This is a genomic window from Sneathiella chungangensis (assembly GCF_009882935.1).
In the GTDB taxonomy this organism is placed as follows: Bacteria; Pseudomonadota; Alphaproteobacteria; order Sneathiellales; family Sneathiellaceae; genus Sneathiella; species Sneathiella chungangensis.
This window is the reverse complement of the sequence record NZ_WTVA01000001.1, coordinates 333,479-356,836: the sequence shown is the minus strand read 5'-3', so window position 1 is coordinate 356,836 and position 23,358 is coordinate 333,479. Positions and strand designations below refer to the sequence as shown.

The 23,358-nt window shown below is 56.9% G+C and carries 22 protein-coding genes and 2 tRNA genes; 12 read left to right on the top strand and 12 right to left on the bottom strand.

Annotated features, from left to right (window positions below):
- Positions 1–81: 81 nt before the first annotated feature.
- The 3 genes from GQF03_RS01710 to GQF03_RS01700 form a co-directional block, all read right to left on the bottom strand.
- Entirely contained in the window at positions 82–1,218 is a 1,137-nt protein-coding gene (locus tag GQF03_RS01710) for an ABC transporter substrate-binding protein (protein ID WP_161338076.1), read from the bottom strand.
- A gap of 176 nt (positions 1,219–1,394) precedes the next feature.
- Positions 1,395–1,637: an Lrp/AsnC ligand binding domain-containing protein gene (locus GQF03_RS01705; RefSeq protein WP_161337448.1), complete on the bottom strand. Its 243-nt coding sequence runs from the start codon at positions 1,635–1,637 to the stop codon at positions 1,395–1,397.
- A 127-nt stretch (positions 1,638–1,764) separates the two neighbouring features.
- Positions 1,765–3,195 carry a DEAD/DEAH box helicase gene (locus GQF03_RS01700; protein ID WP_161337447.1) on the bottom strand — a complete coding sequence of 477 codons (1,431 nt, stop codon included), beginning with the start codon at positions 3,193–3,195 and terminating at the stop codon, positions 1,765–1,767.
- 244 nt (positions 3,196–3,439) lie between these two features.
- On the opposite strand from GQF03_RS01700, the gene GQF03_RS01695 reads away from it, so the two are divergent.
- Positions 3,440–4,144, top strand: coding sequence for an alpha/beta fold hydrolase (locus GQF03_RS01695; protein ID WP_161337446.1), 705 nt, complete (start codon positions 3,440–3,442; stop codon positions 4,142–4,144).
- A gap of 7 nt (positions 4,145–4,151) precedes the next feature.
- Here GQF03_RS01695 and parE read toward each other — a convergent pair whose 3' ends face one another.
- A complete protein-coding gene (gene parE, locus GQF03_RS01690) occupies positions 4,152–6,113 on the bottom strand; it encodes a DNA topoisomerase IV subunit B (protein WP_162858400.1) in 1,962 nt (653 codons plus the stop codon).
- Positions 6,114–6,229: 116 nt separating this feature from the next.
- Between parE and GQF03_RS01685 the strand changes: the two genes are divergently transcribed.
- Entirely contained in the window at positions 6,230–6,604 is a 375-nt protein-coding gene (locus tag GQF03_RS01685; RefSeq protein WP_161337445.1) for an acyl-CoA thioesterase, read from the top strand.
- 79 nt (positions 6,605–6,683) lie between these two features.
- Here GQF03_RS01685 and glnA read toward each other — a convergent pair whose 3' ends face one another.
- The 5 genes from glnA to GQF03_RS01660 form a co-directional block, all read right to left on the bottom strand.
- A complete protein-coding gene (gene glnA / locus GQF03_RS01680; RefSeq protein WP_161337444.1) occupies positions 6,684–8,087 on the bottom strand; it encodes a type I glutamate--ammonia ligase in 1,404 nt (467 codons plus the stop codon).
- 76 nt (positions 8,088–8,163) lie between these two features.
- A complete protein-coding gene (locus GQF03_RS01675; protein ID WP_161337443.1) occupies positions 8,164–8,502 on the bottom strand; it encodes a P-II family nitrogen regulator in 339 nt (112 codons plus the stop codon).
- Between the two features lie 196 nt (positions 8,503–8,698).
- On the bottom strand, positions 8,699–9,004 hold the full coding sequence (locus GQF03_RS01670; protein ID WP_161337442.1) for a DUF3253 domain-containing protein: 306 nt from the start codon (positions 9,002–9,004) through the stop codon (positions 8,699–8,701).
- Positions 9,005–9,088: 84 nt separating this feature from the next.
- Positions 9,089–9,292: a SlyX family protein gene (locus GQF03_RS01665; RefSeq protein WP_161337441.1), complete on the bottom strand. Its 204-nt coding sequence runs from the start codon at positions 9,290–9,292 to the stop codon at positions 9,089–9,091.
- 7 nt (positions 9,293–9,299) lie between these two features.
- Positions 9,300–10,469 (bottom strand): pyridoxal phosphate-dependent aminotransferase, encoded by a 1,170-nt coding sequence (locus GQF03_RS01660; protein WP_206376087.1) that lies wholly within the window; start codon positions 10,467–10,469, stop codon positions 9,300–9,302.
- A 160-nt stretch (positions 10,470–10,629) separates the two neighbouring features.
- On the opposite strand from GQF03_RS01660, the gene GQF03_RS01655 reads away from it, so the two are divergent.
- On the top strand, positions 10,630–11,799 hold the full coding sequence (locus GQF03_RS01655) for an aminotransferase (protein WP_161337440.1): 1,170 nt from the start codon (positions 10,630–10,632) through the stop codon (positions 11,797–11,799).
- Between the two features lie 50 nt (positions 11,800–11,849).
- A tRNA-His gene (locus tag GQF03_RS01650) sits at positions 11,850–11,926 on the top strand.
- 72 nt (positions 11,927–11,998) lie between these two features.
- Here GQF03_RS01650 and GQF03_RS01645 read toward each other — a convergent pair.
- The 3 genes from GQF03_RS01645 to GQF03_RS01635 all read right to left on the bottom strand — a co-directional run bounded on the left by GQF03_RS01645 (position 11,999) and on the right by GQF03_RS01635 (position 13,320).
- Complete coding sequence (locus GQF03_RS01645) at positions 11,999–12,463, bottom strand: carboxymuconolactone decarboxylase family protein (RefSeq protein WP_161337439.1); 465 nt, start codon at positions 12,461–12,463, stop codon at positions 11,999–12,001.
- Between the two features lie 21 nt (positions 12,464–12,484).
- Positions 12,485–12,991 (bottom strand): Rrf2 family transcriptional regulator, encoded by a 507-nt coding sequence (locus GQF03_RS01640; protein WP_161337438.1) that lies wholly within the window; start codon positions 12,989–12,991, stop codon positions 12,485–12,487.
- Between the two features lie 80 nt (positions 12,992–13,071).
- Positions 13,072–13,320, bottom strand: a complete 249-nt coding sequence (locus GQF03_RS01635) for a PGPGW domain-containing protein (RefSeq protein ID WP_161337437.1) — start codon at positions 13,318–13,320, stop codon at positions 13,072–13,074.
- A 133-nt stretch (positions 13,321–13,453) separates the two neighbouring features.
- On the opposite strand from GQF03_RS01635, the gene GQF03_RS01630 reads away from it, so the two are divergent.
- The 8 genes from GQF03_RS01630 (at position 13,454) to lon (ending at position 23,317) form a co-directional block, all read left to right on the top strand.
- The gene (locus GQF03_RS01630; RefSeq protein ID WP_161337436.1) at positions 13,454–14,875 is read left to right on the top strand and encodes an amidase; all 1,422 of its coding nucleotides are present in this window, start codon (positions 13,454–13,456) and stop codon (positions 14,873–14,875) included.
- 4 nt (positions 14,876–14,879) lie between these two features.
- Positions 14,880–16,358, top strand: coding sequence for an NAD(P)H-hydrate dehydratase (locus tag GQF03_RS01625; RefSeq protein ID WP_206376081.1), 1,479 nt, complete (start codon positions 14,880–14,882; stop codon positions 16,356–16,358).
- Between the two features lie 102 nt (positions 16,359–16,460).
- Positions 16,461–16,697 (top strand): hypothetical protein, encoded by a 237-nt coding sequence (locus tag GQF03_RS01620; protein ID WP_161337435.1) that lies wholly within the window; start codon positions 16,461–16,463, stop codon positions 16,695–16,697.
- A gap of 243 nt (positions 16,698–16,940) precedes the next feature.
- A tRNA-Leu gene (locus tag GQF03_RS01615) sits at positions 16,941–17,024 on the top strand.
- Positions 17,025–17,115: 91 nt separating this feature from the next.
- Positions 17,116–18,594, top strand: coding sequence for a trigger factor (gene tig / locus GQF03_RS01610; protein WP_161337434.1), 1,479 nt, complete (start codon positions 17,116–17,118; stop codon positions 18,592–18,594).
- 81 nt (positions 18,595–18,675) lie between these two features.
- Complete coding sequence (gene clpP, locus GQF03_RS01605; protein ID WP_161337433.1) at positions 18,676–19,320, top strand: ATP-dependent Clp endopeptidase proteolytic subunit ClpP; 645 nt, start codon at positions 18,676–18,678, stop codon at positions 19,318–19,320.
- 212 nt (positions 19,321–19,532) lie between these two features.
- Positions 19,533–20,795, top strand: coding sequence for an ATP-dependent Clp protease ATP-binding subunit ClpX (clpX, locus tag GQF03_RS01600; protein WP_161337432.1), 1,263 nt, complete (start codon positions 19,533–19,535; stop codon positions 20,793–20,795).
- Between the two features lie 110 nt (positions 20,796–20,905).
- Complete coding sequence (gene lon, locus GQF03_RS01595; protein WP_161337431.1) at positions 20,906–23,317, top strand: endopeptidase La; 2,412 nt, start codon at positions 20,906–20,908, stop codon at positions 23,315–23,317.
- The last annotated feature ends 41 nt before the right edge of the window (positions 23,318–23,358 follow it).

Genomic DNA, 23,358 nt, shown 5'->3' with positions numbered 1-23,358 from the left:
AGTCAGTTCCGATTAGCGAAAAAAGCGCGCAGGCCGGTCGACTTACGCGCCTTTTTCGCGAGAATTCGAAATGCAGAAGAGTTATTTCATTTCGCATTCTGCGGCATACGGATCCTGATGGTCTTCATATACCTTGGAAACAATTTTCGTCGTATAGACCCCGTCGCTATCCTTGACGACCTGACGCAGATAGAAATCCTGGATCGGAATATGATTGTGGCCGAATTTGAAGTCGCCACGAATGCTGCTGAACTCCGCCGCCTTCAGGGCATCGCGGACGGCGTCATGATTGCTGAGATCGCCCTTCACCTTTTCCACGGCGCTGTTGATCAGCATAATGGAATCATAGGATTGCGCGGCGTAATGGCTCGGATAATGGCCGTATTTCGCCTTGAAATCCCCGACGAATTTCTTGTTCGCCGGTGTATCGAGATCCGGCGACCAGAACATCGTCATCAGGCTTCCCTCGGCCTGTTCACCAACGCGCGGCAGGCTCAGGGAGTCGATTGTAAAGGTCGTATAGAGGGGTACCGTCTTGGCGAGATCGGCCTGCGCATACTGCGTCATGAACTGGGCGCCATGCTTGCCCGGGTAGAAAACGAAAAGAGCGTCGGGCTTTGCCGCACGCACCTTCGCAAGCTCCGCTGAGAAATCGAGCTGCGCCGGGAATTTCGTCATGTCCTTGCCGACAATCTCGCCCTTGAAGGTGCGCTCGACGCCGGTCACCATGTTCTTGCCCGCCGCATAATTCGGGGCCATGATATAGAGTTTCTTGATGCCGCGCTGGTTCAGAACCTCGCCCATCGCCATCGGGGTCTGGTCATTCTGCCAGGAGGTCGAGAAGAAATCCTGATGGCAGAGCTTGCCGGCGAGGGCACTCGGCCCCGCATTGGAACTGATCAGGAACTTGCCATTGTCCACCGCGCTTTTATAGGATGCCATCAGGACATGGCTCCAGATATAACCGGCGACGAAATCGACATCGTCCTTCTTGACCAGCTTGTCGGTTTTCTGCTTGCCGATTTCGGGTTTGAACCCGTCATCTTCGTAAATAACCTCGATGTCACGGCCGGCCATCTTGCCGCCAAGATGTTCGACCGCAAGGTCCACGGCATTGCGCATATCTTCGCCGATGGCGCCTGCCCCCGTCGTCAGGGTGGTCACGAAGCCGATTTTGACGGCGTCTGCCGCATTCGCCATGGCCGGCGCGCCCATCATGGCAAGTGCCGACACCAGGCTGATAAATTTCTTGTTCACGATTGAAGTCTCCCTATGCTGTCTCAGAAACGGGACGCCCCGCTCCAACTCCCTAAAGCAATGTGCAGATTAAAGAATTTTGCCGTCGACGCAAAGATTTTGTTTGTATCTCTGTGGCGCGCGGATCAGCGGCCGCGTCAGTTGAACGCCTTGAAGGTAATCATGGTAAAGGTGTCCTTTATCCCCGGCAGGGTCTGGATCTGCTCATTGACGAAATGGCCGATATCCTGCTCGTCACTCAGATAGCATTTCATCATCAGATCATATTTGCCGGAAATCGAATAGACCTCGGAGACATGCTCCACATTCTCGACCGCCTCCGCCGCAACATCATAGGCCTTGCCAAGATCACATTTCACCATGATAAAAATTGTCTTCACGAGAGGTCACCTTTCCCAGCGGTCGCGCGTCTTGTTCCGCGATCCTGTATGTTTCCGGATATTACGGATTTCATCGGGTCATGAAAACAAAAAAGGCTTCCGGATGGAAGCCTTCGATATTTCCGAGTTATTTCTGCGCGGTCTTGCGGAAGGGAATCTTGAAGAAGGCGGGGACATTGTCGCCAAGTCCGACGACCGGGGAATCCCCTTCATCATTTGCATGACGGGGCGGCGCCGATTTCGTTTTTCTGGGCTTGGCATCCTTTTTTGTATCCGGCTCCCGCTTCGCCGGCGCCTCATCCACCTCGGCGGTCTTGCGCGGTGCTCTTCCCTTCGTGTCGTCGTCGCGGCGGCGGCCCTTTCTCGGCGCGCCCTTCTTGTCCTTGCCAAGTTTTTTCTCGCGCTCGGCGATTTGTGTCGCTTCCTCCGCGATCTCTTCCATGCCGTCGACGGTTATGGCCGGGATTTCACGACCAACCAGCTTTTGAACGGCTTCGAGATATTTTTCCTCGCCCTTGGTGGCGATCGTATAGGCGTGGCCCTCCTGGCCGGCACGGCCCGTCCGTCCGATCCGGTGGATATAATCCTCCGCATGGGTCGGCACGTCGAAATTGAACACATGGCTGACGGCGCTGACGTCAATGCCGCGGGCGGCGACGTCGGAACAGACGAGTAGCTTTATATCGCCGCTCTTGAACCGGTCGAGGGTTTCCATGCGGTGGCTCTGGCTCATATCGCCATGCAGCGCGCCCGCATTGAAGCCATGCTTGACCAGCGAGCCAAGAAGGATGTCCACATCCTTCTTGCGGTTACAGAAAATGAAGGCATTTCTGACGTCTTCGTTGCGAAGGAGCTTGCGAAGCGCCGGACGCTTCTCGGTTTTCAGCACCTTCAAGACGCCTTGCGTTACCGTCGCGGCGGTCGAGGTGGGCGGTGAGACGGCGACTTCCTTCGGATTGATGAGAAACATGTCGGCGAGTTTCCGCATCTCCTTCGACATGGTGGCCGAGAAGAAGAGGGTCTGGCGCAGCGGGGGCAGCAGAGACACGATCCGTTCGACGTCCGGGATGAAACCCATGTCCATCATGCGGTCCGCTTCGTCAATGACGAGGGTCTTGACGCCGTTGAGAAGAACCTTGCCGCGCTCCACATGATCGAGAAGCCGTCCCGGCGTTGCGATCAGCACGTCGACGCCCTTGTCGAGTTTCGCATCCTGATCCGAGAAGGACATGCCGCCGATCAGGAGCGCCATGGAAAGCTTGCTGTATTTGCCGTAGTTCTCGAAATTGTCGGCGACCTGGGCCGCCAGCTCGCGGGTCGGCTCCAGAATGAGGGATCGCGGCATGCGCGCCTTCGCCTGACCCGAGGCGAGAATATCGATCATCGGCAAGGTAAAGCTTGCCGTTTTGCCAGTACCGGTTTGCGCCGTGCCCAGAACATCCCGTCCCATCAACACATAGGGAATGGCTTTTTCCTGGATCGGAGTCGGGGTTTCGTAACCGGTTTCGCCAACCGCTTTTAAAACTTCTGGGCTGAGGCCGAGATCTGCAAATTTCATATAATGAGAACTACCGTTCGTAAAAAATAAAATCTTCGTAAAACTGTGCGCAATCTAGTGAATTAGCGCTTTCTGTCAAATGATTCCTGCGATTTCACCAGTAAAACCGGGCTTGAAGGCTGGTTATTACACTAAATTTACCGCTAATTAAAGTTAACGGTTCTCAAGCCGACGCCGTAACTGTAAAAGAAGAGACTATGTCACCGGCGCAATCACGCAGTAAACTACTACAAATCGCGAAAAAATGACAGAAAAACATTCACTTGTCCTTGTTCCCGGCCTGCTTTGCACGGCGGATCTGTGGCGCGACCAGATCGACGCGCTTTCCGATATCGCCGATATTACCGTCGGAGATCATACGCAGGACGACACTATGCCCGCGATTGCCGAACGGATACTGGCGAATGCGCCGCCGAAATTCGCGCTCGCCGGTCTGTCGATGGGCGGGTACATCGTGCTTGAAATGATGCGCCAGGCGCCGGAGCGCATCACCCATCTTGCGATCATGGATTCCCGCGCCGTCGCGGACACGCCCGAGGACCGCCAGAAACGGCTGGATTTCATCAAGCTGGTGGAGCAGGGGTCGGCCTTCAAGGGCGTGACGCGGAGCCTGCTGCCGATCCTCATCCATCCTTCCCGCCTGGACGACGAGGAGCTTGTCGCGCGGATATTCAAGATGGCGGAAGATGTCGGCAAGGAGGCCTTTCTCCGGCAGGAGCGGGCGTTACTCGACCGAACCGTGCTATGGGACACGCTGAAGGACATAACCTGCCCGACTCTGGTGTTGGCCGGTGCCGATGATCTGCTTATTCCGGCGAAAATTCAGCGGGAAATGGCCGTGGAAATCCCGACGGCGCAATATGTCGAAATTCCGAAATGCGGGCATCTGCCGACAATGGAAGAGCCGGAACTGACCAGCAAATTCATGCGCCACTGGCTGGCCCGATAGCCGCGCCTTATACGTCCAGATCCTCGACGTAGCGGGCGTTTTCCTGGATGAAGGCGAATCTGAGCTCCGGCCGCTTGCCCATCAGGCTTTCGACGCGGTCCGCGGTCTCACCGAATTCCTCCATCGGAACATCCACTTTGAGAAGGACCCGGTTTTTCGGATTCATCGTTGTTTCCTTGAGCTGCGCCGGCGGCATTTCACCAAGACCTTTAAAGCGGCTGATATCGACCTTGCCGCGGCCGGAAAACTCGGTTTCCATCAGCCTGTCCTTATGGGCGTCGTCCATGGCGTAGAGCGTTTTTCCGCCCTGCGAGAGACGATAGAGGGGGGGCTGTGCGAGATAGAGGTGGCCGTCCGTGATCAGGGCCCGCATCTCGCGATAGAAGAAGGTCATAAGCAGGGAGGCGATATGCGCGCCGTCGACGTCCGCGTCGGTCATGATGATGACTTTCTCGTAGCGCAGGTCTTCGCTCCGGTATTTGTCCCGTAAGCCGCAGCCCAAGGCCTGTACAAGATCCTGCAACTCCTGGTTCGCCTTAATCTTGTCGTTAGTGGCCGACGCAACATTGAGGATCTTGCCGCGCAGCGGCAGGATCGCCTGGGTTTTACGGTCGCGGCCCTGCTTGGCGGACCCGCCGGCGCTGTCGCCCTCGACGATGAATATTTCGGTGCCTTCGCGGCCATTCTGGCTGCAGTCGGCGAGTTTGCCCGGAAGCCGCAGGCGGCTCGTCGCTGTCTTGCGGCTGGTTTCCTTTTCCTGTCGGCGACGCAGCCGCTCTTCCGATTTTTCAATGACCCAGGCGAGCAGGTTATTGGCCTGGTCCGGCGCGCCGGCGAGCCAGTTGTCGAAATGATCCTTGATGGCGAGATCGACAAGGCGCGTCGCCTCTGTCGTCGTAAGTTTTTCCTTCGTCTGCCCCTGGAACTGCGGGTCGGGGATGAAGACGGAAAGAACGGCGGCCGCGCCGGAAAAAATGTCTTCCGCCGTGATCTGCGATGCCTTCTTGTTGTTGATGAGATCGCCATAGGCCTTGAGGCCGCGCAGGAGTGCGCCGCGGAATCCCATCTCGTGAGTGCCGCCTTCCGGTGTCGGAACGGTGTTGCAGTAGGAATTCAGGAACGTCATATTGACAGTCGGCCAGGCGATTGCCCATTCGACGCGTCCGCGATCGCCCTCCATTTCGACCCGACCGGCGAAGGGCTCTTGCGTCACACTCTTGACGCCTTCAAGCGAGGCATCAAGGAAATCGCGCAACCCGCCCGGAAAATGCAGGGTCGCTTCCGCCGGGGTTTCATCCTTGATGAGCTCCTCCGCGCATTTCCAGCGGATTTCGACCCCGCGGAACAGATAGGCTTTGGACCGCACCATCTTGTAAAGCCTTGCCGGACGCAGCGCGGTTCCGGCCTCGAAGATTTCGGGGTCGGGATGGAACTGAACGGAGGTTCCCCTGCGGTTCGGCGCGGCGCCGATTTTTTCAAGGGCGCTCAGCGGCAGGCCCCGCGAAAATTCCTGTCGCCAGAGTTCCCTGTCGCGTGCGACCTCTACTGTCATCCGGTCGGAAAGGGCGTTCACCACCGAGATGCCGACGCCATGCAGACCGCCCGCCGTGTGATAGACCTTGTTCGAGAACTTGCCGCCTGAATGCAGCGTGGTCAGGATGACCTCGAGCGCGGACTTGTCCTTGAACTTGGGATGCCGGTCAATCGGGATGCCACGGCCGTTGTCCCGAATGGCGAGGGATCCGTCGGCAAAGAGCTCAACCTCGATCCGCGTCGCATGCCCGGCAACGGCCTCATCCATCGAATTATCGAGGACTTCCGCGGCGAGGTGATGACGCGCCCGCTCGTCCGTGCCGCCGATATACATGCCCGGCCTCAGGCGGACGGGCTCAAGCCCCTCAAGGACTTCGATGTCTTTTGCGGAGTAATCTGATGTGTCGGTTTTGGTCTGCTGGAAAAGATCGGACATTAAGGCAATTCGCTGTACTAAAAGTGACACTCTACCGGATAAAACCTGTTCTCGGGGCCGGCTGAAAGTGTATAACTTATACCCCTAACTCATAGCAATTAGGAAGCCCTAAGATCATGACAAGTGAATTCCGTGACCCGGTTATCCGAACCGCGCCGATGCCCAGCGATTGCAACAGCAATGGCGATATCTTTGGCGGCTGGGTTCTCTCGCAGATGGATATGGCGGGAGGGATCGTGGCGGCCCGGCGCGCCAACGGCCGCACGGTCACCGTCGCCGTCGAGGCAATGACCTTTCACGAACCCATCAAGGTTGGCGATGTGGTCAGCATCTATGGCGAGATCGCGCGCGTCGGACGGACATCGATCGCCGTGAAACTCACGACCATCGTCACCCGCAAGCTGGATCCGGGGGAAATCAAGGTCACCGAGGGAATCTACGTCTTTGTCGCCATTGATGACAATGGACGCCCGCGGCCCGTCGATGGGTGATCGCCGTCAATTCTTGAGTTCAGCATAAAAAAAGCCGCGGAAAAAATTCCGCGGCTTTCCTTTGTCGTAACCGGAATGCTCAGACGCTGTAGTACATGTCGAACTCGATCGGGTGCGGTGAATGCTCGAACTTGAACACATCGTCCCATTTCATGGCGAGATAGCCATCGAGCATGTCGTCGGTGAAAACACCGCCCTTTTTCAGGAATTCACGGTCCGCATCGAGCGCCTCGAGAGCCTCGCGGAGGGAGCCGCAAACCGTCGGGATGTCTTTCAGCTCCTCCGGCGGCAGATCATAAAGGTCCTTGTCCATGGCGTCGCCCGGATGGATCTTGTTCTGGATACCGTCAAGGCCGGCCATCATCATCGCCGCGAAAGCGAGGTAAGGGTTGGCCGTGCAGTCGGGGAAGCGGACTTCAACGCGCTTGCCCTTCGGGCTCGGGGAGTAGGGGATACGGCAGGACGCGGAGCGGTTGCGCGCGGAATAGGCGAGCAGCACGGGTGCCTCAAATCCCGGGATCAGGCGCTTGTAGGAGTTAGTGCTGGCATTGGTAAAGGCGTTGATCGCCTTGGCATGCTTGATGACGCCGCCGATATAGAAGAGCGCCGTCTCGGACAGGTCAGCATAACCGGAGCCCGCGAAGGTCGGCTTGCCGTCTTTCCAGATGGACATATGGGTATGCATGCCGGAGCCGTTATCGCCGGAAACCGGCTTCGGCATGAAGGTAACCGACTTGCCATAGGCATGCGCCACGTTATGCACAACATATTTCTGTTTCTGGATTTCGTCGGCGGCCAATACCAGCGTGTTGAATTTCATGCCGAGTTCGTGCTGGCTCGGCGCCACCTCATGATGGTGCTTTTCGACGGACAGGCCCATTTCCTTGCAGACGGTGACCATTTCGCTGCGGATATCGGCGCCGCTGTCGACGGGCTGAACCGGGAAGTAGCCGCCCTTGACGCGCGGGCGATGGCCGCTGTTGCCGCCTTCGATTTCCTCGCCGGACATGAACGGTGCTTCGATATCGCCCAGCTTGTAGAAGGTGTGATGGCTGCCGACGCCGAAACGCACGTCGTCAAACATGAAGAATTCTGCTTCCGGTCCGAAAAAGGCCGTATCGCCGATGCCGGTGCTGGCGAGATAGGCTTCCGCCTTCTTGGCAACGGACCGCGGGTCGCGCTCGTAGCTTTCGCCGGAGAGCGGGTCGAGAATGTCGCAAAAGACAATCAGCGTCGGCCGCGCCGCGAAGGGATCCATAACTGCGGTGGAATTGTCGGGCATCAGGGTCATGTCGGATTCATTGATGGCCTTCCAGCCGGTGATGGAAGATCCGTCAAACATCACGCCGTCTTCGAACATGTCTTCGTCGACAACATCCACATGCATGGCGAGATGCTGCCACTTGCCTTTCGGGTCCGTAAAACGAAGATCCACATATTCGACTTCGTTTTCCTTGATGGTTTTCATAATATCAGCAGCCATTAGTACGTCTCTCTGTTTAACTGTTCACGGGATAAGTTTATGTCGACCGCCGACCGTCCACCGGTCGGCTTATTATTCAGATCGCTTCCGGGCCTTTTTCGCCGGTCCGGATGCGAATGACTTCCTCGACGGAAGAGACGAAAATCTTTCCGTCGCCGATCCGTCCCGTCCTGGCGGCCTGCTGAATGGCTTCGAGCGCCCGTTCGACAAGCGAGTCTTCCAGAACTACTTCGATTTTCACCTTGGGCAGGAAATCCACGACATATTCGGCGCCACGATACAGTTCCGTATGTCCTTTCTGGCGGCCAAAGCCCTTGGCCTCGGTCACGGTAATTCCCTGTAGCCCGACTTCATGAAGAGCTTCCTTCACTTCGTCGAGTTTGAACGGTTTGATAATCGCTTCGATTTTTTTCATAAGGCAGGTCTCAATCTAAATGTCCGAACGTCCAAGGTTTCTTTGCCCATTCTATAGCATGAGGCGTGCCAGAATTGGGAGGTAATTTTGATGCGCTGCAAAATCCATAAAAACTGCGGTTTTCGGCATCCGAGTACAAATCTGCAGCGATTTGGTCAAAAAATAGGCGCTTAAAAATTAGGCAAATGATTAAAAATTAGTCAGCCGGTGGCAGCCGCAATTTATATAGCCCTTTGAAGTCATTCGGGTCGGCAATTTCGCCTTTGCGGATGATGAGAAGACGTCCATCCCGCGCGAGATGGATGGCCTGCTGGCGTACTGCTGTCATGTATTTTCGCCAGATGTCTTTCGGGGCGGTTTCCTTCGCCCGGTCGGCGGCGATCGCCTGCGCAATCTCCTGCGGCGCCACATCCTGCCCGGAACTCACGGCACGGAGGATATAGCCAACGACGGGATCGTCCTCGATGTCTCGCTTTGCGGCAGTGTCCTTATCTTTGCTCATCGGTTTCCTCGGATTCTCAAAGACCGCAGCTTTAAAGGCGTTTCAGCGCGAAGGCAAGCGGCATCACGCCTGACCGCCTCCGGATCAATAATGCGGCGGTTTTTCACGGTCGGGAGACGAGGGAAGCGCATCCTCCAGCGTGACAATGCGGTCATTGGCCTGCAGGAGCTTGCGTTTTAAAGCTTCTATCTCCTGCCATTGCCGGTTTACGATATCGCTGAGCTCCGAGAGGGCATGTTCCTGCTCCATGAATTTAAGCTCAAGATCAGTAAGGCGCTTGTCCTCCATAGATTTTTTACAGTCCTTTCAGAAAATCATCGAAGCGGTCCATCGCCCGTTCGATATTAACGAGTGAGTTTGCATAGGAAAAGCGGACATAACCCTCGCCATGGGCGCCGAAGCTGGTGCCGGCGATCACGGCGACACCTTTCTCGCTGAGCAGCCTGTCCTGCATTTCCTTCGCGCTCAGGCCCGTGCCGGAGATATTGGGGAAGGCGTAGAAGGCGCCTTTCGGCATCACGCAGCGGACGCCCGGCGCCTCGTTCAAGCGGGCATGGATCAGCTTCCGCCGCGCATCGAACGCCTCCATCATCATATCGACGGGGCCCTGGTCGCCCTGCAAGGCCTCTATCCCCGCGAACTGGGCGGCTGCATTGACGCAGGAATGGAAGTTCACGCAGAGGCGCTGGGCATGAGGCACGAGTTGTTCTGGCCATAGTCCCCAACCCATGCGCCAGCCGGTCATCGCATAGGTCTTCGACCAGCCATCGAGGACGATAAGCCGGTCCCGCAGGTCTGGGAATTTCAACATGCTGCAATGGCCTTCACCGTCATAGGTCATGCGGCTGTAGATTTCATCCGATAAAACATAAACATCCGGGTATTTCTTAAGGCCGGACGCGAGCTTTTCAAGTTCCGTTTCAGGTACAACGCCGCCGGTCGGATTTGCCGGGGTATTGAGGATGATCAATCGCGTCCTGTCGGTAATCTTGGAAAGCACCGTGTCTGCCGCGAAGGAAAATCCGTTCTCCTCGATCAGGGGAATGGCGACGGGGGTCGCGCCGGTATAGCGGATCATGCTCTCATAGATCGGAAATCCGGGATTGGGATACATGATCTCCGCACCGTCCTCGCCGAACATCTCGATGGCGAAGGCCATGGTGACTTTGCCGCCCGGCACGACAATGATGTGATCGGGATTGACCGTAACGTTCCGGTATTTCGCGATATCTGCCGCGACGGCCGCGCGAAGTTCCGGAATGCCGTTGGCGGCGGTGTAGCCATGGGCACCGCTACGAAGCGCCTTTACCGCCGCTTCGACGATATTGTCCGGCGTTGGAAAGTCGGGCTGGCCGATGCCGAGATTGATCACATCCATGCCGCCGCCGGCGAGCGCGTTGGCGCGGGCCAGGACATCGAAGGCGGTCTCCGTCCCAAGACGGGACATTTTCGCGGATATACCCATGCTGGTTTTGCTCCCTTGTTGTTGGCCCAAGATATGCCGCGCTTTGCCTTAACGGGCAAGGAAAGAATCCGGCGCGGTGACCCGGTTCGCGGTTTCGCTTGATATGTGAGCCGGTCCCGGCTTAATTTGGGCGCGCGACGTTAATCTGACAGGAATTGCCGTGAAAAACACCAGTGACGTACTAGCGGGCTTCGGGACGACCATCTTCGAAGTCATGTCCAAGCTCGCGATCGAGCATAAAGCGATCAATCTCGGTCAGGGGTTTCCCGATGAGGACGGTCCCGCCGACATTCGCGCCGTTGCCGCCCGCACGGTTGACGATGGCCCGAACCAGTATCCGCCGATGATGGGCGTGCCGGAGTTGCGCCAGGCGGTTGCCGAGCATGATGCGCGCTTCTACGGCATTTCCGTCAATTGGCAGAGCGATGTCCTTGTCACCTCCGGCGCGACGGAGGCGCTCGCCGCCAGCATGCTCGGTCTTATCAATCCGGGGGACGAGGTGGTCCTGTTCGAGCCGCTTTACGATTGCTATCTGCCGATGATCAAGCTGGCGGGCGGCATTCCGAAATTTGTCCGGCTCGATCCGCCCAACTGGGAAATTGACGAGGGCAAGCTTCGCGCGGCCTTCAGCGACAGGACGAAGCTGATCCTGATGAACAGTCCGATGAACCCGACAGGTAAGGTTTTCTCGCGGGAGGAACTGGAACTGATCGCCGATCTTGTCATCAAGCATGACGCCTACGCTATCTGCGATGAAGTGTATGAACATATTATCTTCGGCGACAAGAAGCATATCTCGCTGCTGACACTGCCGGGAATGGGCGAAAGAACCGCGCGGATTGCCTCGGCCGGCAAGACATTCTCGCTGACCGGCTGGAAGGTGGGCTATTTGACTGCCACGGCCGAGTTGACCGCCCGTATCGCCAAGGCGCATCAGTTCCTCACCTTCACCACCGCACCGAACTTACAGAAGGCGGTCGCCTACGGCCTTGCGAAGGACGATATTTTTTACCGGGATCTGAAAAAATCCATGCAGTCGAAACGGGATTTTTTCCGCGATGGACTGAATGGGATCGGGTTTGCGACGGCCGATTGCGACGGCACCTATTTCATCAATGCGGACATTTCCTCAATCGGATTCACCGGCACCGATGAGGAGTTTTGCCGCCTGATCACAACGGAAGCCGGGGTCGCCGCGGTTCCGGTCAGCGCCTTCTATCAGTCGGATGGCGCCCGGAAGAATTTCGCCCGCTTCTGCTTTTGCAAACGGCCCGAGGTGTTGAAAGCGGCCATCGATAAATTGCGGGATTTTTTTGCCGAAAGAGGCTAAAGTTCTCTTGACCGGCGGGGGGAGGATCGCTAAACAGGGCCGCTCTTATGGCGAACGTAGCTCAGTTGGTTAGAGCGCCTGACTGTGACTCAGGAGGTCGGGGGTTCAAGACCCCTCGTTCGCCCCAAATTTCAAAGCCCCGAAGTCTCGCGATTTCGGGGCTTTTTGTTTTTTCCGTATCGGGAAAAATGGTCGGAGTTCAGGAGGCTTTTCTCACCTCATCGACCGGGTGTTGGGAGCGGAAGCCGACGGCGAGGCGGTTCCAGACATTGATCGTGCCGATTGCCACCGTCAGGTCCATGATTTCCTTCTCGGTGAAGTGATCTTTAAGCGGCTCGTAGGTCTCGCTTGGCGCGCCGGTCGCGGCGACGTTGGTCAGCGCCTCCGTCCATTCCAGAACCGCGCGTTCGCGCTCATCAAAGACAGGGGATTCACGCCAGACACTGACGAGGTTGATCCATTGCTCGCTCAGACCGCTCCGCCTTGCTTCCTTGGCGTGCATATCGACGCAGTAGGCGCAGCCGTTAATCTGCGATGCCCGCAGTTTCAGTAGATGAATGAGATGCCGGTCGAGGCCGGACTGCTTGGAAACATAATTTTCAAGCCCAAGCACTGCCTGCAGGGCGGCGGGGGAGGCTTTGGTAAAATCTAATCTTGATTGCATCATGATTCTCCTTGGTCTGGTTTAAATATTGATGGTCGAGTTGCGTTCATGAAGGGCGAGGAACCGGCAGCCCCGTTCCCTGATGGACCCGTCATCGGTGGCGTTCAGGTCCGCAATAATGTCGGCGATGGTGACTTTGCGAAGTTCCGCGCGATAGGCCTGCTCCGCGCGCAGCATCACCCTGTTGATGCCACAGGGTTTGACGAATGCGCTCGCGGGAAGGGGGTTCGGGCCGCGCTGGCGAATCTCCTTGCAGCGGAAGGCAGGTTCTGATCCTTCCACGGCGAGCACGATATCGAGGAGCGAAATCGCCTCCGGTTTGCGGGCGAGGCGGTATCCGCCCTTGGGCCCCGGCACTGTTTCCAGGATGCCCCGGCCGGAGAGGGCCTGCAAATGCTTCAACAGGTAACTCGTCGAGACGCCGTGAAACTCCGCAAGCGCCGCAGCGGAAAGGACCCCGTCGCCGGAAAGTCCGCATAGCATGGTCACGCTGTGGATTGCCTGTTCGATGCCGTCGCTGAGTTTCATTCAATCGCCCTTCATAATCATAGATAAAAAATATCCATGAATTTTATTCTGTCAAGACGCCAAATGAAAATCCTGATATTTCAGCTGTCGGAACCTCGGCTGTCTTGCTCTGCGGGTTGTTTTCTCCGCCGTCGTCCCATCCACACCTGAACTTTGCGCCGCCAGCGGCGGGCGAAGGCGTAATCGGCGGAGAGGATAAGAAGGCCGAGCGGGATCATCCAGAAGCCGAGGACGGGGAGGAAGCCGAAAATGCCGCCGATGACCATCGACCAGCCGAGGATGAAACGACCGAGCTTTGTCTTGGGATTGCGGATGATGGGTTTTGGCATTGATCCGGATTTAATGGGCTTCACACGGTTTTGTTGATATGGCTTTAAAAAAAGGCGGCGTCAAGGAATGGCGGTTGCCTGACGCGGCCGTAACGCCTAATCTCGTGTCAAACCGGGAGCATTATTAAGGGGGATGACGGTGAGCAACGATCTGGCATATGCAACTGTAACGGAATTACTCGACGGCTATCGGGACGGGGCGATTTCCCCAGTGGAGGCGACAAAGGCGGCGCTTGCCCAGATAGAGAAATACAACGGCGCGCTGAACGCCTTTGTGCTGATCGACGAGGATTATGCGCTGGCGAAGGCACGGGAATCGGAAGCCCGCTGGCAGGCGGGAACGCCCATTGGTCTCATCGATGGGGTGCCGACGACCATCAAGGATATCATTCTCACCGAAGGCTGGCCGACGCTCCGGGGGTCAATGACCGTCGATGCCGCCGGGCCCTGGAATGATGATGCGCCCTGCGTCGCGCGACTCAAGGAGCATGGCGCGGTTATCCTCGGCAAGACGACGACGCCGGAATTCGGCTGGAAGGGCGTGACCGACAGCCCGCGCACCGGGATCACCCGCAATCCATGGAACAGGAATATGACCCCGGGCGGGAGCAGCGGCGGTGCCTCGGCGGCCTGTGCGGCCGGAATGGGTGTCCTTCATGTCGGCACGGACGGTGGCGGCTCGATCCGCATTCCGTCCTCTTTCGCCGGTATTTTCGGCCTCAAGCCGAGTTTTGGCCGGGTGCCCGCCTGGCCCTTGTCGCCCTTTGGCTCCGTCGCCCATATCGGCCCCATGGCCCGAACGGTGCGCGACGGCGCCATCATGTTTCAGGTAATGAGCGAGCCGGATGTCCGCGACTGGACATCGCTGCCGCCGACGAATACGGATTACGTGGGCGGGCTTTCCGCATCGATCCGGGGCAAGAAGATCGCCTACAGCCCGGCGCTGGGATATGCCAAGGTGCATCCGGACGTCGCGGCGGCGGTCAAGAATGCGGCGAAGCTTTTTGAAGACCTCGGCGCGCATGTCGAGGAAGTCGATCCCGGTTTTGAAAATCCGCTGCCGATCTTCAACACTCTTTGGTGGTCTGGCGCCTATTTCGCGCTCCGCAACGTGACGGATAAGCAGCTGGACGAACTGGATCCGGGCCTTCGGCAGGTCGTGGAGGAGGGAGAGAAAATATCCCTGGCCGAGTATCTTCAGGCCAATCAGGCGCGCGGGGAGCTCGGCATCCGGATGCGGAAGTTCCATCAGGAGTATGACCTCCTGATCACTCCGGCGCTCGCCCTTCCGGCGTTTGAGGCCGGCAAGCTGGCGCCCGACGATCTCGCGGAAGTTGGCGCCTGGGTCGACTGGACGCCGTTCTCCTATCCCTTCAACCTGACGCAGCAGCCGGCCTGCTCCATTCCCTGCGGCCTGTCGGCGGATGGCCTGCCGATCGGGCTGCAGATTGTCGGGCCGATGCAGGATGATCTGGCGGTCCTGAATGCCGCGTTCGCCTTCGAGCAGGTATCGCCGGTCGCGACGGCGCGGCCAGATCTTTCAAAGCTGCTTTGATCCGATGGCACTGCCGAGCGAACTCCTGAGCGTTGCGGAGATGTATCAGGCAGACCGTCTCGCCATTGATGGCGGCGTCTCCGGCGCGACCCTGATGGAGGCGGCGGGCAGGGGGATCGCCGATCTGATACTGGAAAGCCGACCAGTCGGCCGCTGCCTCGTTTTATGCGGACCGGGCAACAATGGCGGCGATGGCTATGTCGTCGCTCGTCACCTCCGGGAGGCGGGCTGGCAGGTTGATCTCGCCTCACTTCACGACCCGGCGGCGCTTGGCGGCGATGCGGCGATCATGCGCGATCGCTGGCGCGGGCCGATTACGCCCTTCGCCGCCGTCTCGATCGATGGTGTGACGCTTGTGGTTGACGCGCTGTTCGGTGCCGGATTTTCGCGCTATCTGGAAGAGGACGTCTCCACGCTTCTGGCGCGCATCAAGCGGGCCGGCATTCCGGTCGTCGCGGTGGATGTGCCAAGCGGCGTTAATGGCGATACCGGCGCGGTCGATACCGGTGCCATTCCGGCGGCGATGACAGTGACCTTTTTTCGCGCGAAGCCCGGCCATTTTCTCTATCCCGGTCGGGGATACTGCGGTGATATCAGGATCATCGATATCGGGATCGACGCGGACTATCTGGAAGAGATCGATCCGGACACGCATCTGAATGATCCTGAGCTCTGGCAGGATGACCTGCCGGTGATCAGGCCCGAGATGCAGAAATACAGCCGGGGACATGCGGCGATCGTCGGCGGGGGAACATCCTCGACCGGCGCGGCACGGCTTGCGGCGCGGGCATGTCTGCGGGCGGGAGCCGGGGCGGCAACCGTTGCCTGTCCGCCGTCTGCTCTTGTCATCTATGCTGCGGCGCTCGAGGCGGTGATGGTTAAATCCATCTCGGACGGTGAGGAATTCACGGACTGGCTGAACCGCCGGCGCATCGGAAGCCTGCTGATCGGGCCCGGCAACGGCGTCACGGAGCGCACCCGCGATTTCACTGCGCTCGCCCTCGAGAGTTCCGCGGATGTCGTCCTTGACGCTGACGCGATCACGGTATTCGCGGAAGAACCCGATACGCTCTTTTCGATGATTGAGGAGAAGATGGAAGGGGAGGTGGTCCTGACGCCGCATGAAGCGGAATTCGAGAGGATTTTCTCGCTTTCCGGCTCCAAGCTGCAGCGGGCGCGACAGGCGGCGGAAATGTCCGGCGCGGTTGTACTTCTCAAGGGCGCCGATACGGTGATCGCGACGCCGGATGGTAAAGCCGTCATTAACTACAACGCGCCGCCCTATCTTGCGACGGCGGGATCGGGGGATGTGTTGGCCGGACTGATAACGGGATTTCTCTCCGGCGGCATGACTGCGTTTTCCGCAGCCGCCGCGGCGGCCTGGCTTCACGGCGCTGCCGGCAATGAGCTGGGTCCGGGGATGATCTCAGAGGATATTGAAACGAAAATTCCGATGCTTTTGAAAAAACTTTTACATGTCTAGGGAAATGCGTAAAAAGCGACGCATTTTTCAACCGTTTTTTTACGATTTGCCCCTATTAAATGGATATAGGTAGAAAAGCCGATATTTTTTTGGGTGAGTGACATGTTCTTTAGAAAACAGAGTTTGCGTGACCGGATCGCCTCTGGCGATATCTTTTACCGCCGTATGATGCTGAGCCTCCAGGAACAGGCGAAAGTTCTTCGCATCGAAGATGACGATCAGGGCATCCCTCACGTGCATTATGAGAAAACGGTGCTGCGCACCGGCTATCAGGAGCATGCGGGAACGAATGTCCTGGCGCTCGCTATTTTTGAACGGGATTTCCGCGCCGCCCAGTAAATCGATGTGCCGGGGCTGAAGCGACCTGTTCCAACGCCCCGCTGTCGAAGTCTTCCCGCCTGCCCAATCCCCAAAACATCGTCGATTCCGGGATGCGGATTACCGGCTTTTCCCTTCTCGCCACTTTTCTCGCCTTTTATCGGTAATTCCCCTAGTCAATCCAAGAAATCATATGCTATAGACAGCCGCTCCCCGTTGGGGTGCCCGAGCAAATTGCGGGCGCCGGGGATAAGAATTTGAAACGCGGGTGTGGCGGAATTGGTAGACGCGCTGGTTTTAGGTACCAGTTTCTTTGAAGTGGGGGTTCGATTCCCTCCACCCGCACCAACACTGAAGAAAGCTTTCGGGCTGGCGCTTCTCGTCACGATATGGCACGGGAGGCGTTTATTGCTAAATTAAAGATGACGGGCGATCGTTCATGCAAATTACACAGACTAATTCTGACGGCTTAAAGCGGGATTTTACCATTGTTGTTGATGCCGCGGAAATCGACACGAAAGTTACGGAAAGACTGACGACGGTCGGTGCGGACATAAAACTGCCGGGATTCCGTCCGGGCAAGGTACCGCTCGCCATTCTGCGTCAGCGGTTCGGCAAATCCGTCATGGGCGAAGTCCTTGAACAGACTGTCAATGAAATGAGCCAGAAGGCGCTCGACGACAACGAATTGCGCCCGGCGCAGCAGCCGAAAATCGAAATCACCAAGTTCGATGAAGGCGCGGATCTTGAATTCACCCTCGAAGTCGAGATCATGCCGGACTTCAAGCCGATGGATTTTTCCAAGCTCAAACTGGAAAAGATGGTCGCCGAAGTCGAGGACGCCAAGGTTGACGAGGCACTGAAGGAAATTGCCGGGCAGCAGAAGAATTTCGTTGCAGTGGCCAAGAACCGGAAGTCCAAAGAGGGAGACTCCCTCCTGATCGATTTTGTCGGCAAGGTGGATGGCGAGGCCTTCGAAGGAGGTTCTGCCGAAGGGCATCAGTTGGAGCTCGGCTCCAACAGCTTTATTCCCGGATTTGAAGACCAGCTGATCGGCGCCAAGGGCGGCGACGAGGTTGCGGTCAAGGTGACGTTCCCGGAGAATTATGGCGCCGCGCATCTTGCGGGCAAGGACGCCGTGTTTGACGTGAAGATTCATGAGGTGCGTGAAGCGGCGGAGGTCGAAATCAACGACGAATTCGCCACCAAGCTCGGCCTTGATAATCTCGACGCGCTGAAGGATGCGGTTCGCGGACAGATCGAACAGCAATATGCCCAGCTGTCGCGCCAGTCACTGAAGCGCAATATGCTCGACGCCATGGCAGAGGCGCATGACTTCGAAGTGCCGCCCGGAATGAAACAGGGCGAGTTCGATAGTATCTGGCAGCAGTTCGAGCAGGAATTGGAGCAGTCCGGACAGAAGCTTGAGGACCAGGATCAGTCCGAGGAGGAACTCCGGGACGAATATATGAACATTGCCGAGCGCCGCGTGCGGCTGGGACTGTTGCTGGCAGAAGTTGGCCGCATCAACAATATCGAAGTCTCCCAGGACGAGGTCAATCAGGCGATGATCGCGCAGGCCCGCAACTATCCGGGCCAGGAGAAGATGATCTTCGAAATGTTCCAGAAACGCCCCGAAATGCAGGCGCAGCTTCGGGCGCCGATCTTTGAGGACAAGGTCATCGACTTTATCTCCGAACTCGCGACGATTACCGAGAAAAAAGTCTCCGTCGACGAGTTGATGAAGGATCCGGACGAAGAAGAGGCGGCAAAACCGAAGAAGAAAAAGGCGGCCGCCAAGAAGGCGCCAGCCAAGAAGGCAGACTCCGGCGACGACAAGGAAACGCCGAAAAAGGCCGCTCCAAAAAAAGCGGCGGCCAAAAAGCCGGCGGCAAAGAAGGCGGCTGAGAAGAAATAATCCACGAACCCGATTTACAGTTGCGTTCGTCGCACCTATATGCTGACGTGGCGCAACTGCTAGACGTAAGGAAACTCGAGAATGGTTGATGTCATTGACACCTACATGAATAACCTGGTCCCGATGGTGGTAGAGCAGACGGCGCGCGGCGAGCGGTCATACGATATTTTCTCGCGCCTTCTGAAAGAACGGATTATCTTCGTGACCGGGCAAATTCAGGACGGTATGGCAGGCCTTATTACGGCGCAGCTTCTGTTTCTGGAAGCGGAAAACCCGAAAAAGCCGATCTATATGTACATCAATTCGCCGGGGGGCGTGGTGACCTCCGGTCTCGCGATTTACGACACGATGCAATATATCAAGCCGGATATCGCCACCGTCTGCATCGGTCAGGCGGCGTCAATGGGATCCTTCCTTCTGACGGCGGGGACGAAAGGCAAGCGCTATAGCCTGCCAAACGCCCGGATCATGATCCATCAACCCTCCGGCGGGGCTCAGGGGCAGGCGACGGATATCGAAATCCAGGCCCGCGAAATCCTGAAAGTCCGGGCACGTCTCAACAAGCTTTATGTTGAGCATACAGGCCAGCCGCTGGATGTGATCGAAGCCTCGATGGAGCGCGATAACTTCATGACCGCCGAGGAAGCGAAAGACTTCGGACTGGTTGACGAGGTTGTGACAAAGCGCCCGGTGGACGGGGAAGAGGACAGCAAGAAATCCAAGTAAATCCTGCGGCTCTTCCCGGTATATTATTTTTTCGTAAAGCAAGGACTTGTTGCGTCTTGTTAACGAAAAGTTGAGTCAATTTTACATATTATATATCCTCGAGACGAGAACCGCGGTTCGCCGCCATTGATTTCGACCGGACAAACATTAATTGTTGTCGCCCGCCAAGACGATGGCTAATATGCGAAGTCGAACGGACTATTGGAGTATCTATGACCAAATTAAGTGGTGGAGATTCGAAAAACACCCTGTACTGCTCCTTCTGCGGCAAAAGCCAGCATGAAGTGAGAAAGCTGATCGCGGGACCGACCGTGTTCATTTGCGATGAATGCGTCGAACTGTGCATGGATATTATTCGCGAGGAACATAAGAGCACGCTGGTAAAAACAAGCGATGGCGTTCCGACACCGAAGGAAATCTGCAAGGTTCTGGATGATTACGTGATCGGCCAGTTCCATGCGAAAAGGGTCCTGTCCGTCGCTGTTCATAACCATTACAAGCGGTTGCATCACAGCGGTAAATCCGACGATGTCGAACTGGCGAAATCCAACATTCTGCTGATCGGCCCGACCGGTTGCGGCAAGACGTTACTGGCGCAGACGCTGGCCCGCATTCTTGACGTGCCCTTCACCATGGCCGACGCGACGACTCTGACCGAAGCCGGTTATGTCGGCGAGGATGTGGAAAATATCATTCTCAAGCTTCTGCAATCCGCGGATTACAATGTCGAGCGGGCGCAGCGCGGCATTGTCTATATCGACGAGGTCGACAAGATCAGCCGCAAGTCCGACAATCCGTCGATCACCCGCGATGTGTCCGGTGAAGGCGTGCAGCAGGCCCTCCTGAAAATCATGGAAGGGACGGTTGCCTCCGTGCCGCCACAGGGCGGACGGAAACATCCGCAACAGGAATTCCTGCAGGTGGATACGACGAATATCCTGTTCATCTGCGGCGGCGCCTTTGCCGGCCTAGACAAGATCATCGGCTCGCGCGGCAAGGATACCTCCATCGGGTTCGGCGCCTCCGTCGAGGCGGAAGAAGACCGCAATGTCGGCGAGACTCTGAAGGATGTGGAGCCGGAAGATCTTCTGAAATTCGGTTTGATCCCGGAATTTGTCGGCCGCCTGCCGGTTGTCGCGACGCTGGAAAACCTCGATGAGGAAGCGCTGATTGAAATTCTGACGACGCCGAAGAACGCTCTGGTCAAGCAGTATCAGCGCCTGTTCGATATGGAGAATATCAATCTGACATTCACCGACGACGCCCTTACGTCGATCGCCAGAAAAGCGATCATCCGCAAGACCGGCGCTCGTGGTCTCCGCTCGATCATGGAAAACATTCTTCTGGATTCGATGTACGATTTGCCGTCCCTCGAAGGGGTTGAGGAGATTGTGATAAATGCGGAGGTGGTTGACGGTGGAACCCAGCCTCTCCATATATATGCTGACCGGCAGGACGCGACGAGTAGCGCCTAGTCGGGCGTTGTGGGAAGAGTCCTCTTCCCGCCGTTTTTGTTTAAACAGGACCAGCATATTTTCTCCGGCTGCCGTGGCATGTCAAACTGCCGGTCCCAGAAGGCACTATAATGATTGATACACCTCGTACCCAGATATTTCCGGTTCTTCCGCTCCGCGATATCGTCGTTTTCCCGCATATGATCGTTCCGCTGTTCGTCGGACGTGATAAATCCGTGCGGGCGCTTGAAGATGTGATGAAGGATGACAAGCAGATCCTTCTCGTGGCGCAGAAAAATGCGAGCCAGGACGATCCGGGCGAAGACGACATCCATCGCGTCGGCACGATTGCCTCGGTTCTTCAGCTTCTGAAGCTTCCTGACGGAACCGTGAAGGTTCTGGTCGAGGGCGGCGAGCGGGCAAGGATCGACAAATTTGTCGATAACCCTGAATTTTTCCAGGCTCATGCGGAAATTCTTGAGGAAAAAGACGCCGACACGCCGGAACTGGAAGCGCTTGCGCGCTCCGTCATTTCCCAGTTCGAGCAATATGTGAAGCTGAACCGCAAGATTCCGCCGGAAGTGCTTGTCTCGCTCAACCAGATTGACGAGCCGTCTAAGCTTGCCGATACAATGGCCTCGCATATGGCGCTCAAGATTTCCGAGAAGCAGGAACTGCTCGAAATCGAAAGCGCGACGGAACGGCTGGAGCGTGTCTATGCGCTGATGGAAGATGAAATCGGCGTTCTGCAGGTCGAGAAGAAAATCCGCAGCCGGGTCAAGCGCCAGATGGAGAAGACCCAGCGCGAATATTATCTCAACGAGCAGATGAAGGCGATCCAGAAGGAACTCGGCGAAGGCGAGGACGGCCGCGACGAACTGACCGAGCTTGAGGAGAAAATCGCCAAGACGAAGCTCACCAAGGAAGCGCTCGAAAAATGTAATCAGGAGATGAAGAAGCTCCGGAACATGAGCCCGATGTCCGCGGAAGCAACGGTCGTGCGCAATTATCTCGACTGGATCACCAGCCTGCCGTGGAACAAGCGGACACGGATCAAGAAGGATCTGGTCCGGGCCGAGAAGATCCTCAATGACGATCATTACGGGCTTGAAAAGGTCAAGGAACGCATCCTCGAATATCTCGCCGTGCAGCAGCGGATGAAGAAAATTCGCGGATCCATTCTTTGCCTTGTTGGCCCTCCGGGCGTCGGTAAAACCTCGCTTGGCAAGTCTGTCGCCAAGGCGACGGGTCGGAATTTTGTGCGCGTTGCCCTTGGCGGCGTGCGGGATGAAGCGGAAATTCGCGGTCATCGGCGGACCTATATCGGCTCCATGCCGGGCAAGGTCATCCAGTCCATGAAAAAGGCGAAATCCAGCAATCCACTGTTCCTGTTTGACGAGATCGACAAGCTCGGGAATGATTTCCGCGGCGATCCGTCCTCGGCGCTGCTCGAAGTGCTGGATCCGGAGCAGAACGCGACCTTCGCCGATCATTATCTGGAAGTCGAGTTTGACCTTTCCGAAGTGATGTTCATTTGTACGGCAAATTCCCTCAATATGCCGGGACCGCTGCGCGACCGCATGGAAATCATTCATCTTTCCGGTTACACGGAAGATGAAAAAGTGGAAATCGCGAAGCGCCATCTTGTCGCAAAACAGATGAAGGCGCATGGCCTGAAAAAGGACGAATGGTCGATCACCGACGAAGCAATCCGGGACCTGATCCGCTATTACGCCCGCGAAGCCGGCGTTCGTAACCTGGAGCGGGAGATCGCAAAGCTGTGCCGTAAATCGATCAAGCAGATTATTACGGACGGCGTGAAATCCGTGAAGATCACGTCCGATAATCTCAAGGACTATGCCGGCGTTCGCCGGTATCGTTTCGGTGAGGTCGAGGAAATAGACCAGGTCGGTCTGACGACGGGCCTTGCCTGGACGGAAGTCGGCGGCGAGTTGCTGACGATCGAAGCGGTCAAGCTCTATGGTAAGGGCCGGATGCAAATCACGGGTAAACTCGGCGATGTTATGCAGGAATCTGTTCAGGCCGCGAAGAGCTACGTGCAGTCGCGCTGCCTGGAAATGGGCGTGAAGCCGACCGATTTTGACAAGCATGATATTCATGTCCATGTTCCCGAAGGGGCGACCCCGAAGGATGGCCCGTCTGCCGGTGTCGCCATGGTCACCTCGATCATTTCCGTGCTGACCAATATTCCGGTGCGCAAGGATGTCGCGATGACGGGTGAAGTTACCCTGCGCGGCCGCGTCCTTCCGATCGGCGGATTGAAGGAAAAACTTCTCGCAGCCTTGCGGGGCGGTATCAAGAAGGTGCTGATTCCAAAGGAAAACGAGAAGGATCTCGCGGAAATTCCGGACAATGTGAAGGAAGGTCTCGAAATCATCCCCGTATCCGAGGTTTCCGAGGTGCTGAAACATGCGCTGACGAAGCCCCTCGTGCCGCTTAACTGGAGTGAGGAAGAGCTTGCGAAAGAGCTTGCGGGGGCGTCGGCTCAGCGAAAAGTTGAGGATGGTGTAACAACCCACTGACTTTTATAAAAAACCGGGTCAAAACCGCAGAAAAGTTGGGG

Coding starts and splice junctions, on each gene's coding strand:
- GQF03_RS01670 (WP_161337442.1), bottom strand. CDS start 9,004: ATGAGCAAAGATAAGGACACTGCCGCAAAGCGAGACATCGAGGACGAT.
- lon (WP_161337431.1), top strand. CDS start 20,906: ATGATTGATACACCTCGTACCCAGATATTTCCGGTTCTTCCGCTCCGC.
- glnA (WP_161337444.1), bottom strand. CDS start 8,087: ATGGCTGCTGATATTATGAAAACCATCAAGGAAAACGAAGTCGAATAT.
- GQF03_RS01635 (WP_161337437.1), bottom strand. CDS start 13,320: ATGCCAAAACCCATCATCCGCAATCCCAAGACAAAGCTCGGTCGTTTC.
- GQF03_RS01645 (WP_161337439.1), bottom strand. CDS start 12,463: ATGCAATCAAGATTAGATTTTACCAAAGCCTCCCCCGCCGCCCTGCAG.
- GQF03_RS01640 (WP_161337438.1), bottom strand. CDS start 12,991: ATGAAACTCAGCGACGGCATCGAACAGGCAATCCACAGCGTGACCATG.
- GQF03_RS01665 (WP_161337441.1), bottom strand. CDS start 9,292: ATGGAGGACAAGCGCCTTACTGATCTTGAGCTTAAATTCATGGAGCAG.
- GQF03_RS01625 (WP_206376081.1), top strand. CDS start 14,880: ATGGCACTGCCGAGCGAACTCCTGAGCGTTGCGGAGATGTATCAGGCA.
- parE (WP_162858400.1), bottom strand. CDS start 6,113: ATGTCCGATCTTTTCCAGCAGACCAAAACCGACACATCAGATTACTCC.
- clpX (WP_161337432.1), top strand. CDS start 19,533: ATGACCAAATTAAGTGGTGGAGATTCGAAAAACACCCTGTACTGCTCC.
- GQF03_RS01710 (WP_161338076.1), bottom strand. CDS start 1,218: ATGATGGGCGCGCCGGCCATGGCGAATGCGGCAGACGCCGTCAAAATC.
- GQF03_RS01630 (WP_161337436.1), top strand. CDS start 13,454: ATGACGGTGAGCAACGATCTGGCATATGCAACTGTAACGGAATTACTC.
- GQF03_RS01620 (WP_161337435.1), top strand. CDS start 16,461: ATGTTCTTTAGAAAACAGAGTTTGCGTGACCGGATCGCCTCTGGCGAT.
- clpP (WP_161337433.1), top strand. CDS start 18,676: ATGGTTGATGTCATTGACACCTACATGAATAACCTGGTCCCGATGGTG.
- GQF03_RS01685 (WP_161337445.1), top strand. CDS start 6,230: ATGACAAGTGAATTCCGTGACCCGGTTATCCGAACCGCGCCGATGCCC.
- GQF03_RS01660 (WP_206376087.1), bottom strand. CDS start 10,469: ATGGGTATATCCGCGAAAATGTCCCGTCTTGGGACGGAGACCGCCTTC.
- GQF03_RS01695 (WP_161337446.1), top strand. CDS start 3,440: ATGACAGAAAAACATTCACTTGTCCTTGTTCCCGGCCTGCTTTGCACG.
- GQF03_RS01675 (WP_161337443.1), bottom strand. CDS start 8,502: ATGAAAAAAATCGAAGCGATTATCAAACCGTTCAAACTCGACGAAGTG.
- tig (WP_161337434.1), top strand. CDS start 17,116: ATGCAAATTACACAGACTAATTCTGACGGCTTAAAGCGGGATTTTACC.
- GQF03_RS01700 (WP_161337447.1), bottom strand. CDS start 3,195: ATGAAATTTGCAGATCTCGGCCTCAGCCCAGAAGTTTTAAAAGCGGTT.